The following is an 18,556-nucleotide window of genomic DNA, read 5'->3' on the forward strand; positions in this document are numbered from 1 at the left end:
CATGGCCGACCGTCCGAAGGGTTTTCGGCGACTGGTGACCGCCGCGATCGTGCTGGTCGCTCTGGTGCTGACGGCCGCCGCCTATGTCTGGCGCGACGATATCCTGCGCACGCGGCTTGATCCCAAAGAGCCCTTCCAGACCTATGACCCGCCGCCGGCCCCCGATTATGCCGAGCGCGCCGCCTGGGCGCTGATGCCCAAGGCCCCCGAGACCCCCACGGCTGACGAGCCGCCGGCCGACGTCTTCTTCGTTGGGCCGACCACGTTCGACGGCGGCCGGCACTGGAACGCGCCGATAGACGACCCCAGAGCCGACCGACTGTTCCGGGAGGTGATGGCGCCGAACTACGCCGGCCCGTTCGTCCGGGTCGGCCGAATCTTCGCTCCGCGCTATCGGCAGGCCAGCCTCTACACGCTGATGACCCTGCGAGATGACGCCAAGGAGGCGCGTCGGTTCGCCTACGGCGATGTGGCCGCGGCGTTTCGCTACTATGTGGCTCACTACAACTTCGATCGGCCGTTCGTGATCGTGGGGGTGGAGCAGGGCGGCACCCTCGCCAGCCGCCTGATCGCCGAAGAGATCGCGCCGAACCCCGCTCTGCGGTCCCGCATCGCCGCGGCCTACCTGATTCAGACGGCCGTCCCTTCCGACCGGCCGCCATTGCCGCCCTGCATGGCGCCGAAACAGACTGGATGTCTGGCCGCGTGGATTTCGGTCTATGACGGCGAGCCGGAGCGCGCCCAGGCGCTGCTCGATCGCTCCCTGGTCTGGGGTGACGCCGGACAACTCGTCAATCTCGCCGGTCGCACGCCGGTCTGTTTCAATCCCCTGTTTGGAGCCGTCGTGGACGCAGAGGCGCCTGCGCGGCTCAACCTGGGCGCCACCAACGCCACCGGCCTGGAGTGGGGCGCACGTCCGGCGTTCCTGGCGCGGCAGGTGGGCGCGCAGTGCGAAAACGGGGTCCTTCGGGTCACACGGCCCAAGTCGCCTTCGCTGAAACCCTCAGGATCCTGGACCGAGCGTCGGCGGGCGCCTGGCTACAACCCGTTCTTCGCCGACCTGGAGGCCGATGCATCCGCACGGGTCTCCACCCTGACCGGTCAACCTTCCACTGCGGTGAATTGACCGACGGCGCACCAAAGGACCATCGTGACGGCCGGCGCAGCGCAGGGGACCGTCAGATGGACAACCGCCAGATCGTTCTTGAGCAGATCCCGCAAGGCAAGCTGACGCCTGAACACTTCCGCCTGCAGACCGCGGCCATCCCGGTAGCGGGCGACGGCGAGGTGCTCGTACGCACACGTTACATCTCTCTCGATGCCGCCAACCGGGCCTGGATGCAGGGCGCGACGTATCGCTCGGCGCTGGCTGCTGGCGACGTCATGGCCGGCGGAGCGGTGGCCGAGGTGGTCGAGAGCAAGGCCGCGGGTCTCAAAACCGGAGACCTGGTGTTCGCCGACACGGGGTGGCAGGACTATGCGGCGGTGCCCGGCAAGGGGCTCTCGCCGCTGCCCGACCTCGAGCCGCTGACCCACCTGATCAGCGTCTACGGCGTGGCCGGCTTCACGGCCTATTTCGGCTTGATGGAGTGCGGACGGCCGCAGGCGGGCGAGACGGTCGTCGTGTCAGCCGCCGCCGGTTCAGTCGGTTCGATCGTCGGCCAGTTGGCCAAGATCAAGGGCTGCAAGGTGGTCGGCATCGCCGGCGGCGCCGAGAAGTGCGCCTGGCTGGTCGACGAGCTCGGGTTCGACGCGGCGATCGATTACAAGGCGGGCGATGTCCGCCGGGCCCTGCGGGCGGCCTGTCCAGACGGCGTCGACATCTATTTCGACAATGTGGGCGGCGATATCTTCGAAGCCGCGCTCTTCAACATGAATAACTTCGGCCGTATCGCCTGCTGCGGAGCGGTCTCGCAGTACGATGGCGCGGCGCCTACGCATGGGCCGCGCGGGGTTCCGGGGCTTATCGTCACCAAGCGGCTCAACGTGCGCGGCTTCATCGTTTCCGACTTCTACGACCGTCAGGACATCGCCCTGGGCGAGCTTCAGGCGTGGGTCGCGAGCGGCGCTCTCAAGGTCCAGGAGGACGTCATTGAGGGGCTGGAGAACACGCCGGCGGCCCTGGTCGGGCTGCTGGCCGGCGAGAACCGCGGCAAGCGGATGGTGAAAGTCAGCTAGCCGGCGTTCTTCAGCGGCGAGGCCGGCCGCCAGTCGAACAATTCCTGAAGCACGCGCAGGGCCTGCCCGCGCGGCGACACCAGATCCGGGTCGCGGTCCGTAATCATGCGGGCGTCGTCCCCTGCCGCTGCAATCAGGTCGCGATGGGCGATGGGATCGGCGAAGACATAGGCCGGGAAGCCGGACTGGCGCAGGCCAAGCGCGTCGCCGCCCCCGCGCAGCTCGAGGTCGGTCTCGGCGATCTGGAAGCCGTCATCGGTCCGCCGCAGGATGTCGAGCCGCTTCTGCGCCGTCTCCGAGAGTGGCGGGTCGTACAGGAGTACGCAGGCGCTCTCGCGCGAGCCGCGCCCGACCCGCCCGCGCAGCTGATGGAGCTGCGCCAAGCCGAAGCGTTCCGCCTGCTCGATGACCATGATGGTGGCGTTGGGCACGTTCACGCCGACCTCGACGACCGTCGTGGCGACCAAGAGGCTGATCTTGCCATCGGCGAAGTCGGCCATGACGGCGTCCTTCTCCGGCCCCGACATCTTGCCGTGAACCAGCCCGACGCCTGGTCCGATGCGCTGACGAAGCTCCTCGGCGCGCTTTTCGGCCGCCTTGAGATCGATCAGCTCGGACTCCGAGACCAGCGGGCAGATCCAGAACGCCTGCGCGCCCTGCGCGATGACGTCCCTCAGGCGAGCCTCGACCTCGGGCAGACGGTTCATCGGCACGGCTCGGGTCGCCACGGGCGTCCGGCCCGGCGGCTTCTCGTCGATCCGCGAGACATCCAGGTCGCCATAGACCGTCAGTTCGAGCGTGCGCGGAATCGGCGTCGCCGACATCGCGATCAGGTGCACCGCCTCGCCCTTGGCCTGCAGGCGCTGGCGCTCGGCTACGCCGAACCGGTGCTGCTCGTCGACCACCGCAAGCTGTAGGTTCTGGAAGGCGACGTCGTCCTGGAACAAGGCGTGGGTGCCGACAGCCACCTGGACGGCGCCTGAGGCGAGGGCGCGCAGTTTCTCCGCCCGTCCGAGGCCCTTGTCGCGGCCCGTGAGCAGCACTGCGGCGACGCCATGCTCGGACAGCGGGCCCGACAGCGTCTCGAAGTGTTGCCGTGCGAGAATTTCCGTCGGCGCCATCAGGGCGCTTTGCCCGCCGGAAGCCGCGACATCGGCCGTGGCGAGCATGGCGACCACGGTCTTGCCGGAGCCGACGTCGCCCTGGATCAGGCGGCTCATCCGCTCGCCGGCGGCCAGGTCGCGCCGGATGTCGGCCAAGGCCCGCTCCTGCGCGCCGGTGAGCGTGTAGGGGAGGTCGGCGCGCACCTTCTCGGCCAGATCCGATGCGGCGATGCTGGCGGCCGGGGCTGCACGGCGATCGGCCTTGCGCTGGGCCATGGCCAGCTGATGGGCCAGGAGTTCGTCATAGGCGAGCCGGCGCGCGTGCGGCGTCTGCGGCGCAAGATCCATCTCGGACTGCGGCGCGTGCAGGAGCTCCATCGCCTCACGCCAGGTCGGGAAACGCTCGCGGGCCAGCCAGGCTGGGTCCTGCCATTCCGGCAGGTCCGGCATACGTCCCAGCGCCTCCGTCGCAAACTTGCGCACGGTGCGGGCCGGCAGTCCGGCGGTCGCCGGGTAGACGGCTTCGAAGACTGGAATGTCCTCGGCGCGGTCAACCGGCACGATATAGTCCGGGTGAGCGATCTGCAGGTTGAGGCCGAACCGTTCCACCTTGCCGCTGACCAGCCGCTTGGAACCCAACGGGTGCTTGGCCTCCAGCTGGCCGCCGAAGCTGCCGAAGAACACGAGGCTCAGGACGCCGGTCCCGTCGTAGGTCTCCACCCGCCAGGGCTGCTGGGGGCTGCGCGGCCGCTTGTAAGCGTCGATCTGCACCTCGAAGATCTGCACCGCGCCTTCGATCGCGGTGGCGACCGTCGCGTGATCCCTTCGGATGACGGAGTGCGGCTTCAGGAACGCGACGTCGCGCACGATCGGCCCCGCCAGTTTCTCCAGCAGGGGGGCAACGCGTGCTCCTACGCCCTTCAGAGAGTCGATGGGGGCGTAGAGCGGGAAGAGAATCTCGGGCCGCATGCCGGGAACATAGCGCGACCATGGACAGGTCGCGGCGCCCATGATGAAGTTCGGCAAAACCCAGGGGGGAAATCATATGCGTAACGCGCTTCTGGCGGCGGCTGGCGTCGCCTTGCTCGCGGGCTGCAGCCCAGGCGCCGAGCAGGCCGCCGCCGAACAGGCGAAGGCTCCGGTCGCAGAGCCGGCCGTTCCCGTCGATCCGACCTTCACCGGCCTGACGCGTCCCAAGGGCGACGCCCAGTTCGGCTATTATCTGCCTGCCAATGAGGTGAAGATCGGCGACTACCGCCTCGACAACCTTCATGTGGCCGGACAGATGGGCTTCAACGATTGGGAGACCGGCCAGCGGACCAAGACCTACGCCCCGGTCATGCTTGAGTTCGTCGACATCACCAGCCCGGCCCGGAAGAACGCGCTCGGCAACGTGGTCTATTCGGTCAAGCTGAAGGTGCTGCCGACCGCCTATGCCGTCACCGACGACCGCATCCGGCTCGTGGGCTCGCATCCCAAGCTTGGCGAGGTCAGGCTGGACGCCAAGATCGACCCAGCCGCCCTGAAGAAGTCAAAAGGCAGCAAGGGCAAGGATGGCGTCACCGTCGCCAGCGGCGCGCTACAGGTCGGAGACACGCCGTTCAAGGACGTGGCCTTCACCTGGCGCGGCGGCGACTGGGGCTGAAACGTTTTCGGCGAACGCGGACTGGCGTGAGTGGGCGCAGCGGCCTATATCGGCCGCTCTCCCATGAGCACCGATGACACACGACTGAAGCGTTTGAAGTTCCGGGCCTGGCACCGGGGCTTCCGGGAAGCGGACCTCATTCTGGGGCCGTTCGCGGACAAGTTCGCCCACACGCTGACGCCCGAGCAGCTCGACGCCTTCGAGGCGTTGATGGAGCAGGCCGATCAGGACATCTACGAGTGGATCGTCGAGCGGACCCCAACTCCGCCTGAGTTCGACGACGAAATCATGGGCATGATCAAGACCTTCCGCTTCGAAGCTTTCGAGGCACGCGGGGGACCGCATGGCGGCTGACGGATTCCGCGCGCCGACGGCGGCGGAGACGCGGCGCATCGCCCAGGACCCGGGTCGGCTCGACCTCGTCGGCGCTCCTGAGGGCTTCGACGCCCTGGTGATGGCCGACGTGGTCAAGTCGCGCGGCGGGCTGTCGGTCTTCGTTGCGCGGGACGCTTCGCGGCTGTCGGCCTTCATCGACGCATTCTCGTTCTTCGCCTCGAATGTGGAAGTCGTTCGCTTCCCGTCGTGGGACTGCCTGCCGTACGACCGCATCGGGCCCTCGGCGGGCGCTGCGGCTGAGCGGATGACCGCTCTGGCGCGGCTGGCCAAGGGCTTCGACGCCAAGAAACCGGCGTTGCTGGTCACGACGGTTCCGGCCCTGATCCAGCGCGTCCCGCCGAAATCGGCGGTCGAAGGTGCAGCCTATGCCGCGACGGTCGGCAATGTGGTCGAGATCGCCGATCTCGAGCGCTACTTCGCCATCAACGGCTATCAGCGGGCCTCGACCGTCTCGGAGCGTGGCGAGTTCGCCATCCGGGGCGGCGTCATCGACGTCTTCCCGCCGAACGCCGAGGAGCCGGTGCGTCTGGATCTGTTCGGCGACACGCTGGAATCGATCCGCGGCTTCGATCCCGAGACCCAGAGGTCGACCCGGCAGTTGAAGGACATCTCGCTCCTGCCGGTCAGCGAGGCGTTGCTGGACAAGGAGGCGATCTCGCGCTTCCGCCGCGGCTATGTCGAAGCGTTCGGGGCGCCCGGCGGCGACCCGCTGTACGACACGGTCAGCGAGGGCGGCCGTCGCGCGGGCATGGAGCACTGGCTGCCGCTGTTCTATCCGGACATGGCGACCCTGCTGGACTATCTGCCCGCCGACACCCTGATCGCCCTGGACCACCTGGCTGACGCGGCCCGCGACGAGCGCCTGGCCATGATCGAGGACGCGTACGACGCTCGCGCCCAGGCCGACCGGAAAGTGCACTACCGGCCGCTTGCGCCGACCCAGCTCTATATGGACGCCGACGAGTATCGCGAGCGTCTCGCCGTGCGCCCGACGCGGCGATTCTCCGCCTTCCAGGAGGTAGAGGGCGATACTGTCATCGACATGGGCGCGCGCCTTGGTCGGGCCTTCACCGCCGAGCGCCAACAGGATTCGGTGAACCTCTTCGAGGCCACCGCCGACCACGCTCGCCGTCTTGTCGGGGAGGGCAAGCGCGTCCTTTTCGCCTCCTGGTCCGACGGCTCCTCCGATCGCCTCGGGGCGATGCTGGCCGATCACGGCCTGAAGAACATTACGCTGGCCCCGTACTGGGATGCGGCCCGCGCCGCCGATCCGAAGATCTTCCAGCGCGTGGTGCTCCCGCTGGAGTCGGGCTTCGAGACCGACAAGCTGGCGGTCATCTCCGAGACCGACATCCTCGGCGACCGCCTGGCGCGCCCGCGTCGGCGTCGCAGGGCCGCGAACTTCCTGGCCGAGGCGTCGTCGCTGACGCCGGGCGACCTGGTGGTCCATATCGATCACGGCATCGGCCGCTACGAGGGCCTTAAGACCCTCGATGTCGCGGGTGCGCCGCACGACTGCCTGGAACTGCAATACGGCGGCGAGGCCAAGCTCTACCTGCCGGTCGAGAACATCGACCTGCTGACCCGTTACGGCAGCGACGGGGAGGGCGTGCAACTCGATCGCCTCGGCGGCGCGGCCTGGCAGGCGCGCAAGGCCAAGGCCAAGGAACGCCTGCGGGAGATGGCCATCGGCCTCATTCGCATCGCGGCCGAGCGGGCCACTAAGGACACCGATGCGATCACGCCGCCGCACGGTGTCTTCGACGAGTTCTGCGCGCGCTTCCCCTACGAGGAGACAGAGGACCAGCTCAACGCCATCGGCGACGTGCTGGAGGATCTGGGCGCCGGCAAGCCGATGGATCGCCTGATCTGCGGCGACGTGGGCTTCGGCAAGACCGAGGTCGCGCTGCGGGCCGCCTTCGTGGTCGCCATGAGCGGCCAGCAGGTCGCCGTGGTCGCCCCGACGACGCTGCTGGCGCGCCAGCACTTCAAGACCTTCTCAGAGCGTTTCCAGGGCTGGCCGGTGAAGGTCCGCCGGCTGTCGCGGCTGGTCCCGGCCAAGGAAGCCAGCGAGACCCGCACCGAACTGGCCAATGGCGAAGTCGAGATCATTGTCGGCACCCATGCGGTGCTGTCCAAGCAGGTCAGCTTCAAGAACCTTGGCCTGGTGATCGTCGACGAGGAGCAGCACTTCGGGGTCAAGCACAAGGAGAAGCTCAAGGAGCTTCGCGCCGATGTGCACATGCTGACCCTGACCGCGACCCCCATCCCGCGGACCCTGCAGATGTCGCTCTCGGGCATCCGCGAGATGTCGATCATCGCGACCCCGCCGGTCGACCGACTGGCGGTGCGGACCTACATCACGCCGTTCGATCCCGTCGTCATCCGCGAGGCCCTGCTGCGCGAGAAGTATCGCGGCGGTCAGGCCTACTATGTGGCGCCGCGCATCAGCGATCTGCCGGACCTCCAGCGGTTCCTGCGCGAACAGGTGCCGGAAGTGAAGTTCGTCGTCTGGCACGGCCAGATGGCGCCGACCCAGCTCGAGGAGGTCATGAGCGCCTTCTACGAGGGTCAGTATGACGTGCTGCTGTCGACCACCATCGTCGAGAGCGGCCTCGATATCCCGACCGCCAACACGATGGTCCTGCACCGCGCCGACATGTTCGGTCTGTCCCAGATGTATCAGCTGCGCGGCCGGGTCGGTCGGGCAAAGGCGCGAGCCTATGCGTACCTGACGACCCCGGCGGAGAAGCAGATCACGCTGTCGGCCGAACGCCGCCTGAAGGTGCTGCAGTCCCTAGACAGCCTTGGGGCCGGCTTCCAGCTGGCCAGCCATGACCTCGACCAGCGCGGTGGCGGCAATCTGTTGGGCGAGGAGCAGTCGGGCCACATTCGCGAGATCGGGGTCGAGCTTTACCAGCAGATGCTGGAAGACGCGGTCAACGAACTCAAGGAACTGGCGGGCAAGGGCCTGGCGACGGACCGTGGTTGGTCGCCGCAGATCAACACCGGCGCGGCCGTGCTGATCCCCGACGAATACGTGCCGGACCTCAATGTGCGCCTGTCGCTCTATCGCCGCCTGTCGGACGCCGAGAAGGCGGGCGACCGCGAAGCGCTGGCGGCCGAGATGATCGACCGGTTCGGGCCGCTGCCGCCGGAAGCCGGACAGCTCCTCAAGGTCGTGGCGATCAAGGGCCTCTGCCGCGAAGCCAATGTCGCCAAGATCGACGTCGGGCCGAAGGGCGCCGTCGTCACCTTCCGGGGTGACGAGTTCAAGAACCCCATGGGCCTGGTCGGCTTCGTCCAGAAGAACCAGGTCGCCTGGAAAATCCGCCCCGACCACAAGGTCGTGGTGAAGGGCGAGTGGGAGACCCCCGAGCAAAGGCTTGCGGCCGCCGAGGGGATCCTGAGCGAACTGGCGAAGCTAGCCGGCTGAGCTACTGGCGGTGTAGGCGCGGCATTATGCTGTCGACGGGATCAGGACGACCGTCGCCGGGCCGTATCAGCTGGCCTTTTGATGAGCCCGCGCCGCGGCTTCCTCAAGCGCCTTGCCGACAGTCTCGGGCGACGTGACCTCGGCAACGCCGATGTCGAAGTCGACGACGAACGGCGGCTGGCCATCTCCGGCCTCGAAGGCCGTGCAGCCGATCACAGCGGCGATGCGCTCCCCGGCGGCGCGGGCGGCGGCCTTGCCCGTCGCCGGAAGGGCCAGGGCGAACACTTCCTGTCCCAGCCGTGCCGCCGTGTCCTCGACACGCACCAGGCGGCCGATCATCGAGCCGATCTGCGGAATAGCGCGGTCAAGCCAGCCACCGGCCCGGGCGGCCGACACGTCGGTGCGCTCGGCGACCTTCAGAACGCAGACCGACAACTGCCGGCTTCGGGCGCGCGAAGCCTGCGCCAGTCGGCCGACATGGCGTGCGAACAGGTCGCGGGTGAACAGGCCTGTCGCGGCATCCATCAGGCCCGAGGTCCGGGCCATTTCGAGCGCACGGCGGATCGCCGTCTGGCGGCGATAGCTGCGGGCCAGCTCCAGGACCCGACGCGCGGTCTCGGTCTCGGGCGTCTCCGGCGAGGCGACATCGGAGACGCCCCGATGGTAGGCCTCCGACATCGTCACATAGCTTTCCTGGCGCATGTAGAGCAGCGCCGGCGTGTGGTAGAGGCGCGTGTTGCGCCGCATGCCCGCGGCGATCGACAGCGCTTCCTGGCTGGTGTCGCCGGCCCACAGCACCACCGCGTCGAACGGGCGCTCATGCAGGTAGTCGAAGGCGGTATAGGCGGTGAACGCGCCGACCACTTCGGCGCCTGAACGGGTCAAGGCGTTAGCCAGCGCCAGGAACTGGGGCGCAGGTTCGCCGATCGCCAGCACGTGATAGGGCGAGCCGTCGGGCTCGGGCATGTCGAGACGACGCCCGCGGTCGGCGAAGGTCTCCAGCCGCAGCTCGAACTCTTCCTCGGCCACGGCGGTCCGCACCAGCGTCTCCAGCCGCATCACCACCTGGGCTGGATGCACCGGGGCGGCCAGCGTCAGGTCGAAGTCGTAGGTGTCGAGCTCGGGACCCGGATCGCCGATGGCGATGACCGGCAGCCGACGCGGCGCACAGGCGGCCTTCAGCCGCCGCGACATGGTCAGGGCCTCATGGCCCCCGCTGGCGAGATCGACGATCGCGGCTTCGACATTGAGGTCGGCAAGCGCCGCCGCTGCGGCGTAGGGACCGCGCGCAGTCACCGTACGCCAGCCGAGACGATCCAAGCCCTCGGCCAACGGCCCAGCTAGTGCGTCGTCCCTTGCAACGATCAAGACTCGCGCCTGGACGCCCGCCGTCATTCGCTTAAACCCTGGCCTCTCGCTCAAGAGATCCTTGCCCAGGCTGGGCGGGAATCGACGAGCACAGCGACTATACAGCCGCAAGGCCGATGACACAGCGACGCCGAGTCGCAAGCCTGTGGAGGAGAGACGGGATGGAACAGACGCTGAAGGGCCAGGTGGCCGTGATCACCGGCGCGTCGGGCGGTCTTGGCGCCCATTTCGCAAAGGTTCTGGCGCGAGCGGGAGCCTCGGTGGCGCTTACCGCGCGGCGCCTTGATCTCGTCGAAGCTCATGCCGGCGGGATCGCGGGCGAGGGCGGGCGGGCGATGGCGCTGAAGCTCGACGTGGCGGATGCGGCCGCCATTGGGCCGGCGTTCGATGAGGTCGAGGCCTCGCTCGGCCCGATCTCGATCCTGGTCAACAATGCCGGCGTCGGCGGCGAGGGGCTGGCCCTGGACCTGTCCATCGAGGATTGGGACCGCACCTTCGACGTCAATGTGCGTGGGGTGTTCTTCGCCGCTCAACAGGCGGCCAAGCGGATGATCGCATCCGGCGTAGCCGAACGCGGCGAGGCGCGCGTCGTCAATATCGCCTCGATCGCCTCCCATACGGTTCTGCCCGGGCTCTCGGCCTACTGCGCTTCGAAGGCGTCGGTCGCCATGCTCACCCGCAGCCTCGCCCGCGAATGGGCCCGCAAGGGCGTGGCCGTAAACGCCATCTGCCCAGGCTACATCGAGACCGACATCAACGCGGACTGGTTCCACACCGAAGGTGGGCAGAAGCAGATGAAGGGCTTCCCGCGCCGCCGCTTGATGGAGGCCGAGGATCTCGACGCCTCGCTGTTGATGCTTTGCGGTCCCGCGGCGCGGGCGATCACCGGAACCGTCATCACCATCGACGATGGCCAATCGCTGCCCGGCGGCGGCTGAAGCCATTGGCTGACGGAGCGTCATAGCCCGTAGGTTCTGCGGAAAGAGACAGGGAGACGAAGTATGGGTCAGGGACCGCTTTCAGGGCTGAAGGTCGTCGAGTTCGCCGGTATCGGCCCGGGTCCATTCTGCGGCATGCTCCTGTCGGACCTAGGCGCCGACGTTGTGCGGATCGACCGCAAAGGGCAGGGCCGCGCCTCGCCGGCCGACATCACCAGCCGCGGGCGTCGCTCGATCGGCCTGGACCTGAAGAACCCGTCGGCCATCGAGACTTGCCTGAAGCTCATGGAAGGCGCTGACGCCATCTTCGAAGGCTTCCGTCCGGGCGTCATGGAGCGCCTGGGCCTTGGGCCTGACGTGGCGCTGAAGCGCAATCCGAAGCTGGTCTACGGGCGCATGACCGGTTGGGGTCAGTTCGGGCCGTACGCCAATGCGGCCGGGCACGACATGAACTACATCGCCATCACCGGCGCGCTGCACGCCATCGGGACTAACGACAAGCCGGTGCCGCCGCTGAACCTGGTCGGCGATTTCGGGGGCGGGGCCCTCTATCTAGCCTTCGGCCTGCTGGCTGGCGTCCTGAATGCGCGGCAGACCGGGCAGGGCCAGGTCATCGACTGCGCCATGAGCGACGGTGCGGCTTCGCTGATGTCGATGTTCTACGGCTTCAAGGCCAGCGGCATGTGGAAGGAAGAGCGGCGCGCAAACCTGCTCGATGGCGGCGCGCATTTCTACGACACCTACCAATGCGCGGACGGCAAGTGGATTTCGATCGGCTCGATCGAGCCGCAGTTCTATGCGCTGCTGTTGGAGAAGACCGGCATCAACGACCCGGCCTTCGCCGCTCAGATGGACCGTGGCGCCTGGAACGATCTTCGCGAGAAGCTCGCCCACGTCATCGCCCAGAAAAGCCAGGCGGAGTGGTGCGAAATCATGGATGCGACGGACGTCTGCTTCGCGCCCGTGCTCGACCTGGATGAAGCGCCCAAGCATCCGCACAACGTCGCCCGTGAGACCTTCCTCGAACTTGGCGGCGTCGTGCAGCCGGCCCCGGCGCCGCGTTTCTCGGTGACGCCCGGCGCGGTTCAGGGGCCGCCGCCGGCGATTGGAGCGCATGATCGGGAGGCGCTGGGAGACTGGGGCTTCTCCGCCGCCGAGATCGACGGCCTGAAGGCGTCCGGAGCACTGGCCGGGTAGAAAAAGGCCCCGAAGCGTTCACCGCTTCGGGGCCTCTCGCTCCGCCGCGGGGGAGCGCGGCTTATTTTTCCGGGGCGCTGATCGTCTTCAGTTCAGCCACCGAGGTCTTCTGGGCGGCGTGGGCTTCGGCGCCCAGCGGGATCAGACCACGCTGTTGCAGATAGCCGCCCTTGCCGCTCGCGCCGTCCGAGACGAACGCGTTGACGTACTCGCGCAGACCCGGGATCACGCCGATGTTGGCCTTCTTCACGTAGATGTAGAGCGAACGCGACACCGGGTAGGTGCCGTTCGAGATGGTCTCGAAGGTTGGCGCGATGCCGTCGACGGTCGCGGCCTTCACGGTGTCCATGTTGTTTTCGAGGAACGAGTAGCCGAACACGCCGATGGCGTTGGGCGTCTTCGTCAAGGTCTGGACGATGGCGTTGTCGTTCTCGCCGGCGTCGACCCACGCGCCATCGGTGCGGATCGTATGGGCCCGGGCCTTGAATGCGTCTTCGTCCTTCTCGCGCAGGGCTTCGAGCGCCGGGATCTTGCGGGCGCCCTTTTCCAGGCCGAGTTCGACAAAGGCGTCGCGGGTGCCGGAGGTGGGCGGCGGGCCGTAAACCAGGATCGCCTGGGCCGGCAGGCTGGCGTCGACGTCCTTCCAGGACTTCGAGGTGTTCTTCGCAAAGCCGTCGCCCGACGGAAGCTCAGCGGCCAGGCCGCGGTACACTTGATCGATCTTGAAGTTGTAGGTCGGGCCGCTCTTGGCGTTGGCGATCACGATGCCGTCATAGCCGATCTGAATTTCGACGATGTCGGTCACGCCGTTGGCCGCGCATTGCTCGAACTCCGACTTCTTGATCGGGCGCGAGGCGTTGGCGATGTCCGGATAGGCCGCGCCGGTGCCGCTGCAGAACAGCTTGAAGCCGCCGCCGGTGCCCAGGCTTTCGACCTTGGCCGGACGTCCGCCCGTGGTCTTGGCTACGTTCTCGGCGACGCGGGTCGCGAACGGGAAGACCGTCGAGGAGCCCGCGGCCCACACTTGGTCACGCCCGCTGGCGCTCGGACCGGCGGCCTTTTCGGCTCCGCCCTTGGGGGCTTGTTGACCGCACGCGCTGAGCGCGACGGCGGCGACGGCGAGATAGGCGAAAGTCTTCATGATCTGGCTCCGCTCCGGTGACGGCAGAGGCGCTAACATTGTTGTTTGACGGTTCTGTGAAGGTTGAGTGACGAACGCGCGCGAGCTGAACGGGTTCTACGAACCGCGTTCAGCCGGGGTTCAGCCGCCCGCGGCCATGCTTGGCCACGGTCAGTCGCCGTCACTCCCGTCCCTCGATACGGCGGCTGGCCCGATGGCATGACACGCCCATCGGCGGCGCGTCGGTCCCCCAGCAAGGGCCGACGCGCCGTTTGGCGTAGGCGGTCCGATCATCGCTTGCGCGAGCGGGCGAGCTTCAGCACCTTCCGCGCCATGTCGCTGCGGCAACGAATCCTGGATCTGCGCGAGGTCGATTGGGACCCGTCCCATTGGCTGCGCCTGGCGCTGCTGATCATGGGGCGCGCCCTGCGCCGGCTGTGGGGGCGCGACGTGATGCTCTACACGGGCGGGGTTTCGTTCTTCATCATGCTGGCGGTGTTTCCGGCGCTGGCGATCGCAATCGGGCTCTACAGTCTGCTGGCCGATCCGAATGGGGTGGCGCATCAGGCCGAAGCGCTAGCCCGGCTCATGCCCTCAGGCGCCCAGCACCTGTTCGAAGACGAGCTCGAACGGCTGGTGAGCACGCCGCTCCAGGCGGTGTCGGCGCAAAGCGGCGTGGCGCTGGTTGTCGGCGGATATGCGGCGCATCGCGGCTTCAAGGCTCTGCTTGCGGGGCTCTCGTTCATTCACGACGAGGAAGCGCCACGCGGGTTCCTGAGCTTTAACCTGCTGGCGCTGTTCGTGCTCATCGCCGCCTTCGCGATGCTGGCCTTCTTCTCGGTCGTCTTTTTCTACTTCCGCTTCGTGGCGGCTGCGTTCGGCCTGAAGCCGCTGGCAGGAGTGTCCTGGCTCTACAGCGAGTGGACGTGGGTGAGCTTTGGCCTGACCATCGCCATGAGCCTGATCTACCGTTTCGCCATGTCGAGCCGGCCCGTCGCCTGGATGCCGTCGATCCTCGGTGGGCTGTCGGCGGCGACGCTCTGCATGTGCGTCTCCTGGGCCAGCGCTTTCTATGTCGAACAGGTCGCACACCTTGGCGCCACCTATGGCTCGGTGGCGGCCGTGGTGGTGTTCCTCATCTGGCTGTCGTGGAGCGTGAACGCCGTCTTCTTCGGCGGGGCGTTCGCCACCGAGATCGAGATTGCTGTCGCGCAGCGACGGGTGGCCGCGCTGCTTGATCTGCGCACCGATCCAGCTAGGCAGGCTTCTCGATCAGAAAACTAAGTGCGCCGTCGCCATCGGCGCCGCTCTCAAGCACCTGAAAGCCGGCGCCGGCCGCGAAGTGCGGAACGTCGATCCGCGCCAGCGGGTCGTCTGCGAGCAGGCGTACCCGGGCGCCTGGCGGCGCATCCTCCAGCGCGCGCCGCAGGCGCAGCGTCGGCACCGGGCAACGATGTCCGCGGGCGTCCACGGTGATCTCGGCGGTAAACATCTTGTGGGGCCATACAGGCAGAAAGCCATGAACCCAAGCGGCGCCGTCGCGTTGTCGCTCACTTACGCCAAACCTAGGGGGAAGGGCGCATGGCCGAGAGTTTCACCACCAATGTCCCAGCCCGGCTCGACCGGCTTCCGTGGAGCCGCTTCCACTGGCTGGTGGTAGCGGCGCTGGGGATCACCTGGATCCTTGACGGTCTCGAAGTGACCCTGGTGGGCTCGCTCTCCCCCGCGATTTCCGAAGGCCTTGGCCTCACGACCACCCAGATCGGTTTGTCGGGCAGCGCCTACATTCTCGGCGCCGTCCTGGGAGCGCTGGTGTTTGGGCGCCTCACGGACACCTTCGGTCGGCGACGGCTCTTCACCATCACGGTCGCCGTCTATCTGCTCGCCACCATCGCCACGGGCTTCGCCTGGGACTTCTGGTCGTTCCTGCTGTTTCGGTTTCTGACCGGGGCAGGGATCGGGGGCGAGTACGGCGCAGTGAATTCGGCGATCCAGGAGCTGATTCCCGCTCGGCGGCGGGGCTACACCGATCTCGCCATCAACGGCAGCTTCTGGCTCGGTGCGGCGCTGGGCGCGATGGGGTCGCTGATCGTCCTGGATCCCGCGCTGGTCGATCAGGAGTGGGGCTGGCGCCTGGCCTTCATCATCGGCGGCCTGCTGGCCCTCATCGTCATCTACATCCGCCGCTACATTCCCGAGAGTCCGCGGTGGCTCATGACCCATGGTCATCCTGAGCAGGCGCTGGCGGTCGTCGAGACGATCGAGGCGGCGGTGGAACGCGACACGGGACGCCCGCTTGGGCCGACCGACGAATTGCCCACCTTGCGCCTGCGTCCGATGCGGACTTCGTGGCTGGACATCGCCCGCTCGCTGATCGTTCGCCACCCGAAGCGCACTGTACTGGGGCTCGTGCTGATGGCGACCCAGGCCTTCTGCTACAACGCGATCTTCTTCACCTACGCGCTGATCCTGACCAAGTTCTACGAGGTTCCGGCAGCATCGATCGGCTGGTTCATCCTGCCGTTCGCAGCCGGGAACTTCCTGGGGCCGCTGCTGCTCGGGCACTTCTTCGACAGCGTCGGGCGTAAGCCGATGATCGCGCTGACCTACGGCGTGGCTGGGGCCTTGCTCTGCATAACCGGGTGGATGTTCGCCCAGGGCATGCTGACAGCCACCACGCAGACAGCCGCCTGGACGGTGATCTTCTTCTTCGCCTCGGCTGGGGCAAGCGCGGCCTATCTGACTGTCGGCGAAAGCTTCCCGCTGGAGACGCGCGCGGTCACCATCTCGCTGTTCTACGCCTTTGGGACCCTGCTGGGCGGCGTCGGCGGTCCTGCCTTGTTCGGCGCGCTGATCGACAGCGGGGCACGTGACCAGATCATGTGGGGCTACATGCTGGGCGGAGGGCTCATGCTGAGCGCCGCGGTCGTCGAGCTCTTCCTGGGCGTCGCCGCAGAGCGCAAGCCGCTGGAGGAGGTGTCCCCGCCGCTTTCGATCATCGACGACGCGCCTTAGGCAGGCCAGGCGGCCGCATGAGCGCCTAGCGGCGTCGTCGGCCGGCTCCAACGCGCCGGCGTGGCGGACATCCGCACCGCCGGCCGCAGGTGCCTGACCGGACCAAAGCCCGAGGGGGAGCCGATCCGCCAGCCGTCGATCTCGGCGGGTGACGCCGGCTGCACCGCGCCCAACTCGCCCATGGACTTCAGCCCCAGGGCGCGTAGCCACATCGCGGTCTGTGCGAGCGAGACCCGCACGAGGTAGCTGCCGCCATATCGGGCGCGCCGCTCCAGCGCGATCATGGTCCCGAATGCCGCCAGGAAGCCGGTCGTGTAGTCCGCGACGGCGGCTGGTTGCAGCCTTGGTCCCGAGCCCCCGAAAGTCGCGCCGTGGATGTCCGCCATGCCGGTCGCCGTCTGCGCCAGCTGCTCCCAACCCGGCCGGTTGGCCCAGCGCCCTTCATGGCCGTACGCGTTGATAGAGGTGTAGACGATGCCCGGTCGAAGCCTCGCAAGGTCGAGAGGGCCAAGACCCATTCGCTCCAGTGAGCCAAGCCTGTAGCCCTGGCTGAACACGTCCGCCTCGGCGACCAGTTCCTTGAGCCGGGCCAGTTGCGCCGGGTCCGTCAGATCGAGCCAGGCCGAAAGCTTGCCGTGTCCGACATCGCTGATGAAGAACTCCGTCGCCGGGAGGTTCGGCGAGGCGATGTAGAGCACGTCCGCGCCATGCTGAGCCAAGGTCCGCCCGCAGGTCGGTCCAGCCAGGACGCGAGTCAGGTCGAGGGTGCGGACGCCGGACAGAGGCGTGTCGCCAGAGGCCGGCAAAGGCATCGGTGGGCCATCGGCGATCTTCACGACCTCGACAAGAGGACGCGCGGCGAGGATGCGGCCCTGTTCGGACTGGTCCCACTCCTCGGCTGTACGCGCCATCGCGCCGCAGACGCCCGCCTCCGCGATGGCGTTCTCCAGATCCATGGCTGTCCAGGTCTTGGCCGTCGCCGCGACCGCCGCTGCATCGGCAGGCGAACCGAGCAGCTTGTGGAGTTTGGCCGCGCTGCTGGGAAAGCTCGGGTGAAGGAAGACGTGCCGGCCGTCCTTGGTCTCAAAGAAGCCCATTGCGGGGGTGCCGCGTCCGCCGCCGCCGGCGTCGTCGGGACGGAGCGGCGGGGCGCGGGCGGGGTCCTCGAAGACCTGCAGGGCGAAGCTCACGAGCGCGGCGCCGGCTTCGCGCGGCGACACGGCGACCTCCTGGCTCTGTCTGGTCCGCATGGTCCAGAGATCGGCGGCCAGCGTTCCGATCGCGGCCAGCGTGGCGGCGGCCGCCGCCTCGGCGTGGAAGCGGGTGTTCATCGCCGCCGGTTCGTCGGCGATGGAGACGAAAGCGGGTCTTGGCCGCCCAGCCAGATGCATCAGTTGATCGAACGCGCGGTCAGCCGGGGTCATGAGGACGCCTCCTGCCGAATCCATAGAGGCGGCGCGGCGGCGTCCGCAACCGATCTGGTCGCGAGAAGCGCCTGGTTTGGGCTAGGTTGGCGGCACGAAGGGCCAGCGACAGGGGAGAGTCGATGAACGTCATCAGCACGACCGACCAATTGGAGGCGCTCTATGGCGTTCCCGGCGAGAGCTCGACCGTCAAGGAAGCCGACTGGATCACGCCGCAGTACCGGACGTTGATCGAGGCGTCCCCGTTTGTCGCCCTGGCCACGGCGGGGCCAGAGGGACTCGATTGCTCGCCCCGGGGCGACGCGGGCTGTGCGGTCCGGATCGTCGATGAGCGGACGGTGATGATGCCCGACCGTCGCGGCAACAATCGCTGCGACTCGCTGCGCAATATCGTTCGCGATCCGCGTGTGGCGCTGATGTTCCTGATCCCTGGATCGGGCACCATCATGCGGATGTATGGGCAGGCTCATCTTTCGATCGAGCCGGAGCTGCTCAGTTCGTTCGCCGTGAAGGGCCAGGCGCCTCGGTCGGTGATCGTGATCAAGGTCGAGCGCGTCTATTTCCAGTGCGCTCGCGCAGTCGTCCGCTCCGAGCTCTGGAACCCCGAGCGCTTTGTCGATCCGACGACCTTGCCGACGCCCGGCGACATCCTGGCCGAGATGTCGGAGGCCCGGGTCGGCGGCCGCGCCTATGACGAGGAATGGCCTGAGCGGGCCGCCCAAACCATGTGGTGAAG

Annotated in this window: 15 protein-coding genes; 10 read left to right on the forward strand and 5 right to left on the reverse strand. The window is 67.7% G+C overall.

Annotated features, from left to right (window positions below; genetic code table 11):
• The first annotated feature begins 1 nt into the window (after nt 1).
• Both ASC79_RS02295 and ASC79_RS02300 read left to right on the forward strand, forming a co-directional pair.
• Nucleotides 2–1,126 carry a DUF3089 domain-containing protein gene (locus tag ASC79_RS02295; RefSeq protein ID WP_056019087.1) on the forward strand — a complete coding sequence of 375 codons (1,125 nt, stop codon included), beginning with the start codon at nt 2–4 and terminating at the stop codon, nt 1,124–1,126.
• Between the two features lie 56 nt (nt 1,127–1,182).
• On the forward strand, nt 1,183–2,178 hold the full coding sequence (locus tag ASC79_RS02300; protein WP_056019089.1) for an NADP-dependent oxidoreductase: 996 nt from the start codon (nt 1,183–1,185) through the stop codon (nt 2,176–2,178).
• Here the strand turns inward: ASC79_RS02300 and recG are convergent.
• Nucleotides 2,175–4,250, reverse strand: coding sequence for an ATP-dependent DNA helicase RecG (recG, locus tag ASC79_RS02305; RefSeq protein ID WP_056020909.1), 2,076 nt, complete (start codon nt 4,248–4,250; stop codon nt 2,175–2,177). The two genes, ASC79_RS02300 and recG, sit on opposite strands and share 4 nt — an antisense overlap.
• 76 nt (nt 4,251–4,326) lie before the next feature.
• Here recG and ASC79_RS02310 point away from each other — a divergent pair, with 76 nt between their 5' ends.
• From ASC79_RS02310 to mfd, 3 genes are all read left to right on the forward strand, one after another.
• Nucleotides 4,327–4,926 (forward strand): hypothetical protein, encoded by a 600-nt coding sequence (locus tag ASC79_RS02310; RefSeq protein ID WP_056019092.1) that lies wholly within the window; start codon nt 4,327–4,329, stop codon nt 4,924–4,926.
• A gap of 63 nt (nt 4,927–4,989) precedes the next feature.
• Complete coding sequence (locus ASC79_RS02315; protein WP_056019095.1) at nt 4,990–5,280, forward strand: succinate dehydrogenase assembly factor 2; 291 nt, start codon at nt 4,990–4,992, stop codon at nt 5,278–5,280.
• Nucleotides 5,270–8,758, forward strand: coding sequence for a transcription-repair coupling factor (gene mfd / locus ASC79_RS02320; protein WP_056019098.1), 3,489 nt, complete (start codon nt 5,270–5,272; stop codon nt 8,756–8,758). Before ASC79_RS02315 ends, mfd begins: the two co-directional genes overlap by 11 nt.
• Before the next feature lie 66 nt (nt 8,759–8,824).
• Here mfd and ASC79_RS02325 read toward each other — a convergent pair whose 3' ends face one another.
• Nucleotides 8,825–10,153 (reverse strand): diguanylate cyclase domain-containing protein, encoded by a 1,329-nt coding sequence (locus ASC79_RS02325; protein ID WP_056019101.1) that lies wholly within the window; start codon nt 10,151–10,153, stop codon nt 8,825–8,827.
• 134 nt (nt 10,154–10,287) lie between these two features.
• Here ASC79_RS02325 and ASC79_RS02330 point away from each other — a divergent pair, with 134 nt between their 5' ends.
• The gene (locus ASC79_RS02330; protein WP_056019104.1) at nt 10,288–11,064 is read left to right on the forward strand and encodes an SDR family NAD(P)-dependent oxidoreductase; all 777 of its coding nucleotides are present in this window, start codon (nt 10,288–10,290) and stop codon (nt 11,062–11,064) included.
• A 63-nt stretch (nt 11,065–11,127) separates the two neighbouring features.
• The gene (locus ASC79_RS02335; RefSeq protein ID WP_056019111.1) at nt 11,128–12,261 is read left to right on the forward strand and encodes a CaiB/BaiF CoA-transferase family protein; all 1,134 of its coding nucleotides are present in this window, start codon (nt 11,128–11,130) and stop codon (nt 12,259–12,261) included.
• A 61-nt stretch (nt 12,262–12,322) separates the two neighbouring features.
• Here ASC79_RS02335 and ASC79_RS02340 read toward each other — a convergent pair whose 3' ends face one another.
• Complete coding sequence (locus ASC79_RS02340) at nt 12,323–13,402, reverse strand: substrate-binding domain-containing protein (protein WP_082531897.1); 1,080 nt, start codon at nt 13,400–13,402, stop codon at nt 12,323–12,325.
• A 276-nt stretch (nt 13,403–13,678) separates the two neighbouring features.
• On the opposite strand from ASC79_RS02340, the gene ASC79_RS02345 reads away from it, so the two are divergent.
• The gene (locus tag ASC79_RS02345) at nt 13,679–14,665 is read left to right on the forward strand and encodes a YihY/virulence factor BrkB family protein (protein ID WP_327082815.1); all 987 of its coding nucleotides are present in this window, start codon (nt 13,679–13,681) and stop codon (nt 14,663–14,665) included.
• Here the strand turns inward: ASC79_RS02345 and ASC79_RS02350 are convergent.
• Complete coding sequence (locus ASC79_RS02350) at nt 14,637–14,873, reverse strand: sulfurtransferase TusA family protein (RefSeq protein ID WP_056019115.1); 237 nt, start codon at nt 14,871–14,873, stop codon at nt 14,637–14,639. The genes ASC79_RS02345 and ASC79_RS02350 overlap by 29 nt on opposite strands.
• 89 nt (nt 14,874–14,962) lie before the next feature.
• Here ASC79_RS02350 and ASC79_RS02355 point away from each other — a divergent pair, with 89 nt between their 5' ends.
• Entirely contained in the window at nt 14,963–16,396 is a 1,434-nt protein-coding gene (locus ASC79_RS02355; protein WP_056019118.1) for an MFS transporter, read from the forward strand.
• Here the strand turns inward: ASC79_RS02355 and ASC79_RS02360 are convergent.
• Complete coding sequence (locus ASC79_RS02360; protein WP_056019121.1) at nt 16,393–17,820, reverse strand: CoA transferase; 1,428 nt, start codon at nt 17,818–17,820, stop codon at nt 16,393–16,395. The genes ASC79_RS02355 and ASC79_RS02360 overlap by 4 nt on opposite strands.
• Nucleotides 17,821–17,942: 122 nt before the next feature.
• Between ASC79_RS02360 and ASC79_RS02365 the strand changes: the two genes are divergently transcribed.
• Nucleotides 17,943–18,554: a pyridoxamine 5'-phosphate oxidase family protein gene (locus ASC79_RS02365; protein ID WP_056019125.1), complete on the forward strand. Its 612-nt coding sequence runs from the start codon at nt 17,943–17,945 to the stop codon at nt 18,552–18,554.
• Nucleotides 18,555–18,556: the final 2 nt, after the last annotated feature.

Origin of the sequence: Phenylobacterium sp. Root1290, assembly GCF_001425305.1 — a bacterium.
Taxonomy (GTDB): Bacteria; Pseudomonadota; Alphaproteobacteria; order Caulobacterales; family Caulobacteraceae; genus Phenylobacterium.

Coding starts and splice junctions, on each gene's coding strand:
- ASC79_RS02295 (WP_056019087.1), top strand. CDS start 2: ATGGCCGACCGTCCGAAGGGTTTTCGGCGACTGGTGACCGCCGCGATC.
- ASC79_RS02300 (WP_056019089.1), top strand. CDS start 1,183: ATGGACAACCGCCAGATCGTTCTTGAGCAGATCCCGCAAGGCAAGCTG.
- recG (WP_056020909.1), bottom strand. CDS start 4,250: ATGCGGCCCGAGATTCTCTTCCCGCTCTACGCCCCCATCGACTCTCTG.
- ASC79_RS02310 (WP_056019092.1), top strand. CDS start 4,327: ATGCGTAACGCGCTTCTGGCGGCGGCTGGCGTCGCCTTGCTCGCGGGC.
- ASC79_RS02315 (WP_056019095.1), top strand. CDS start 4,990: ATGAGCACCGATGACACACGACTGAAGCGTTTGAAGTTCCGGGCCTGG.
- mfd (WP_056019098.1), top strand. CDS start 5,270: ATGGCGGCTGACGGATTCCGCGCGCCGACGGCGGCGGAGACGCGGCGC.
- ASC79_RS02325 (WP_056019101.1), bottom strand. CDS start 10,153: ATGACGGCGGGCGTCCAGGCGCGAGTCTTGATCGTTGCAAGGGACGAC.
- ASC79_RS02330 (WP_056019104.1), top strand. CDS start 10,288: ATGGAACAGACGCTGAAGGGCCAGGTGGCCGTGATCACCGGCGCGTCG.
- ASC79_RS02335 (WP_056019111.1), top strand. CDS start 11,128: ATGGGTCAGGGACCGCTTTCAGGGCTGAAGGTCGTCGAGTTCGCCGGT.
- ASC79_RS02340 (WP_082531897.1), bottom strand. CDS start 13,402: ATGAAGACTTTCGCCTATCTCGCCGTCGCCGCCGTCGCGCTCAGCGCG.
- ASC79_RS02350 (WP_056019115.1), bottom strand. CDS start 14,873: ATGTTTACCGCCGAGATCACCGTGGACGCCCGCGGACATCGTTGCCCG.
- ASC79_RS02355 (WP_056019118.1), top strand. CDS start 14,963: ATGGCCGAGAGTTTCACCACCAATGTCCCAGCCCGGCTCGACCGGCTT.
- ASC79_RS02360 (WP_056019121.1), bottom strand. CDS start 17,820: ATGACCCCGGCTGACCGCGCGTTCGATCAACTGATGCATCTGGCTGGG.
- ASC79_RS02365 (WP_056019125.1), top strand. CDS start 17,943: ATGAACGTCATCAGCACGACCGACCAATTGGAGGCGCTCTATGGCGTT.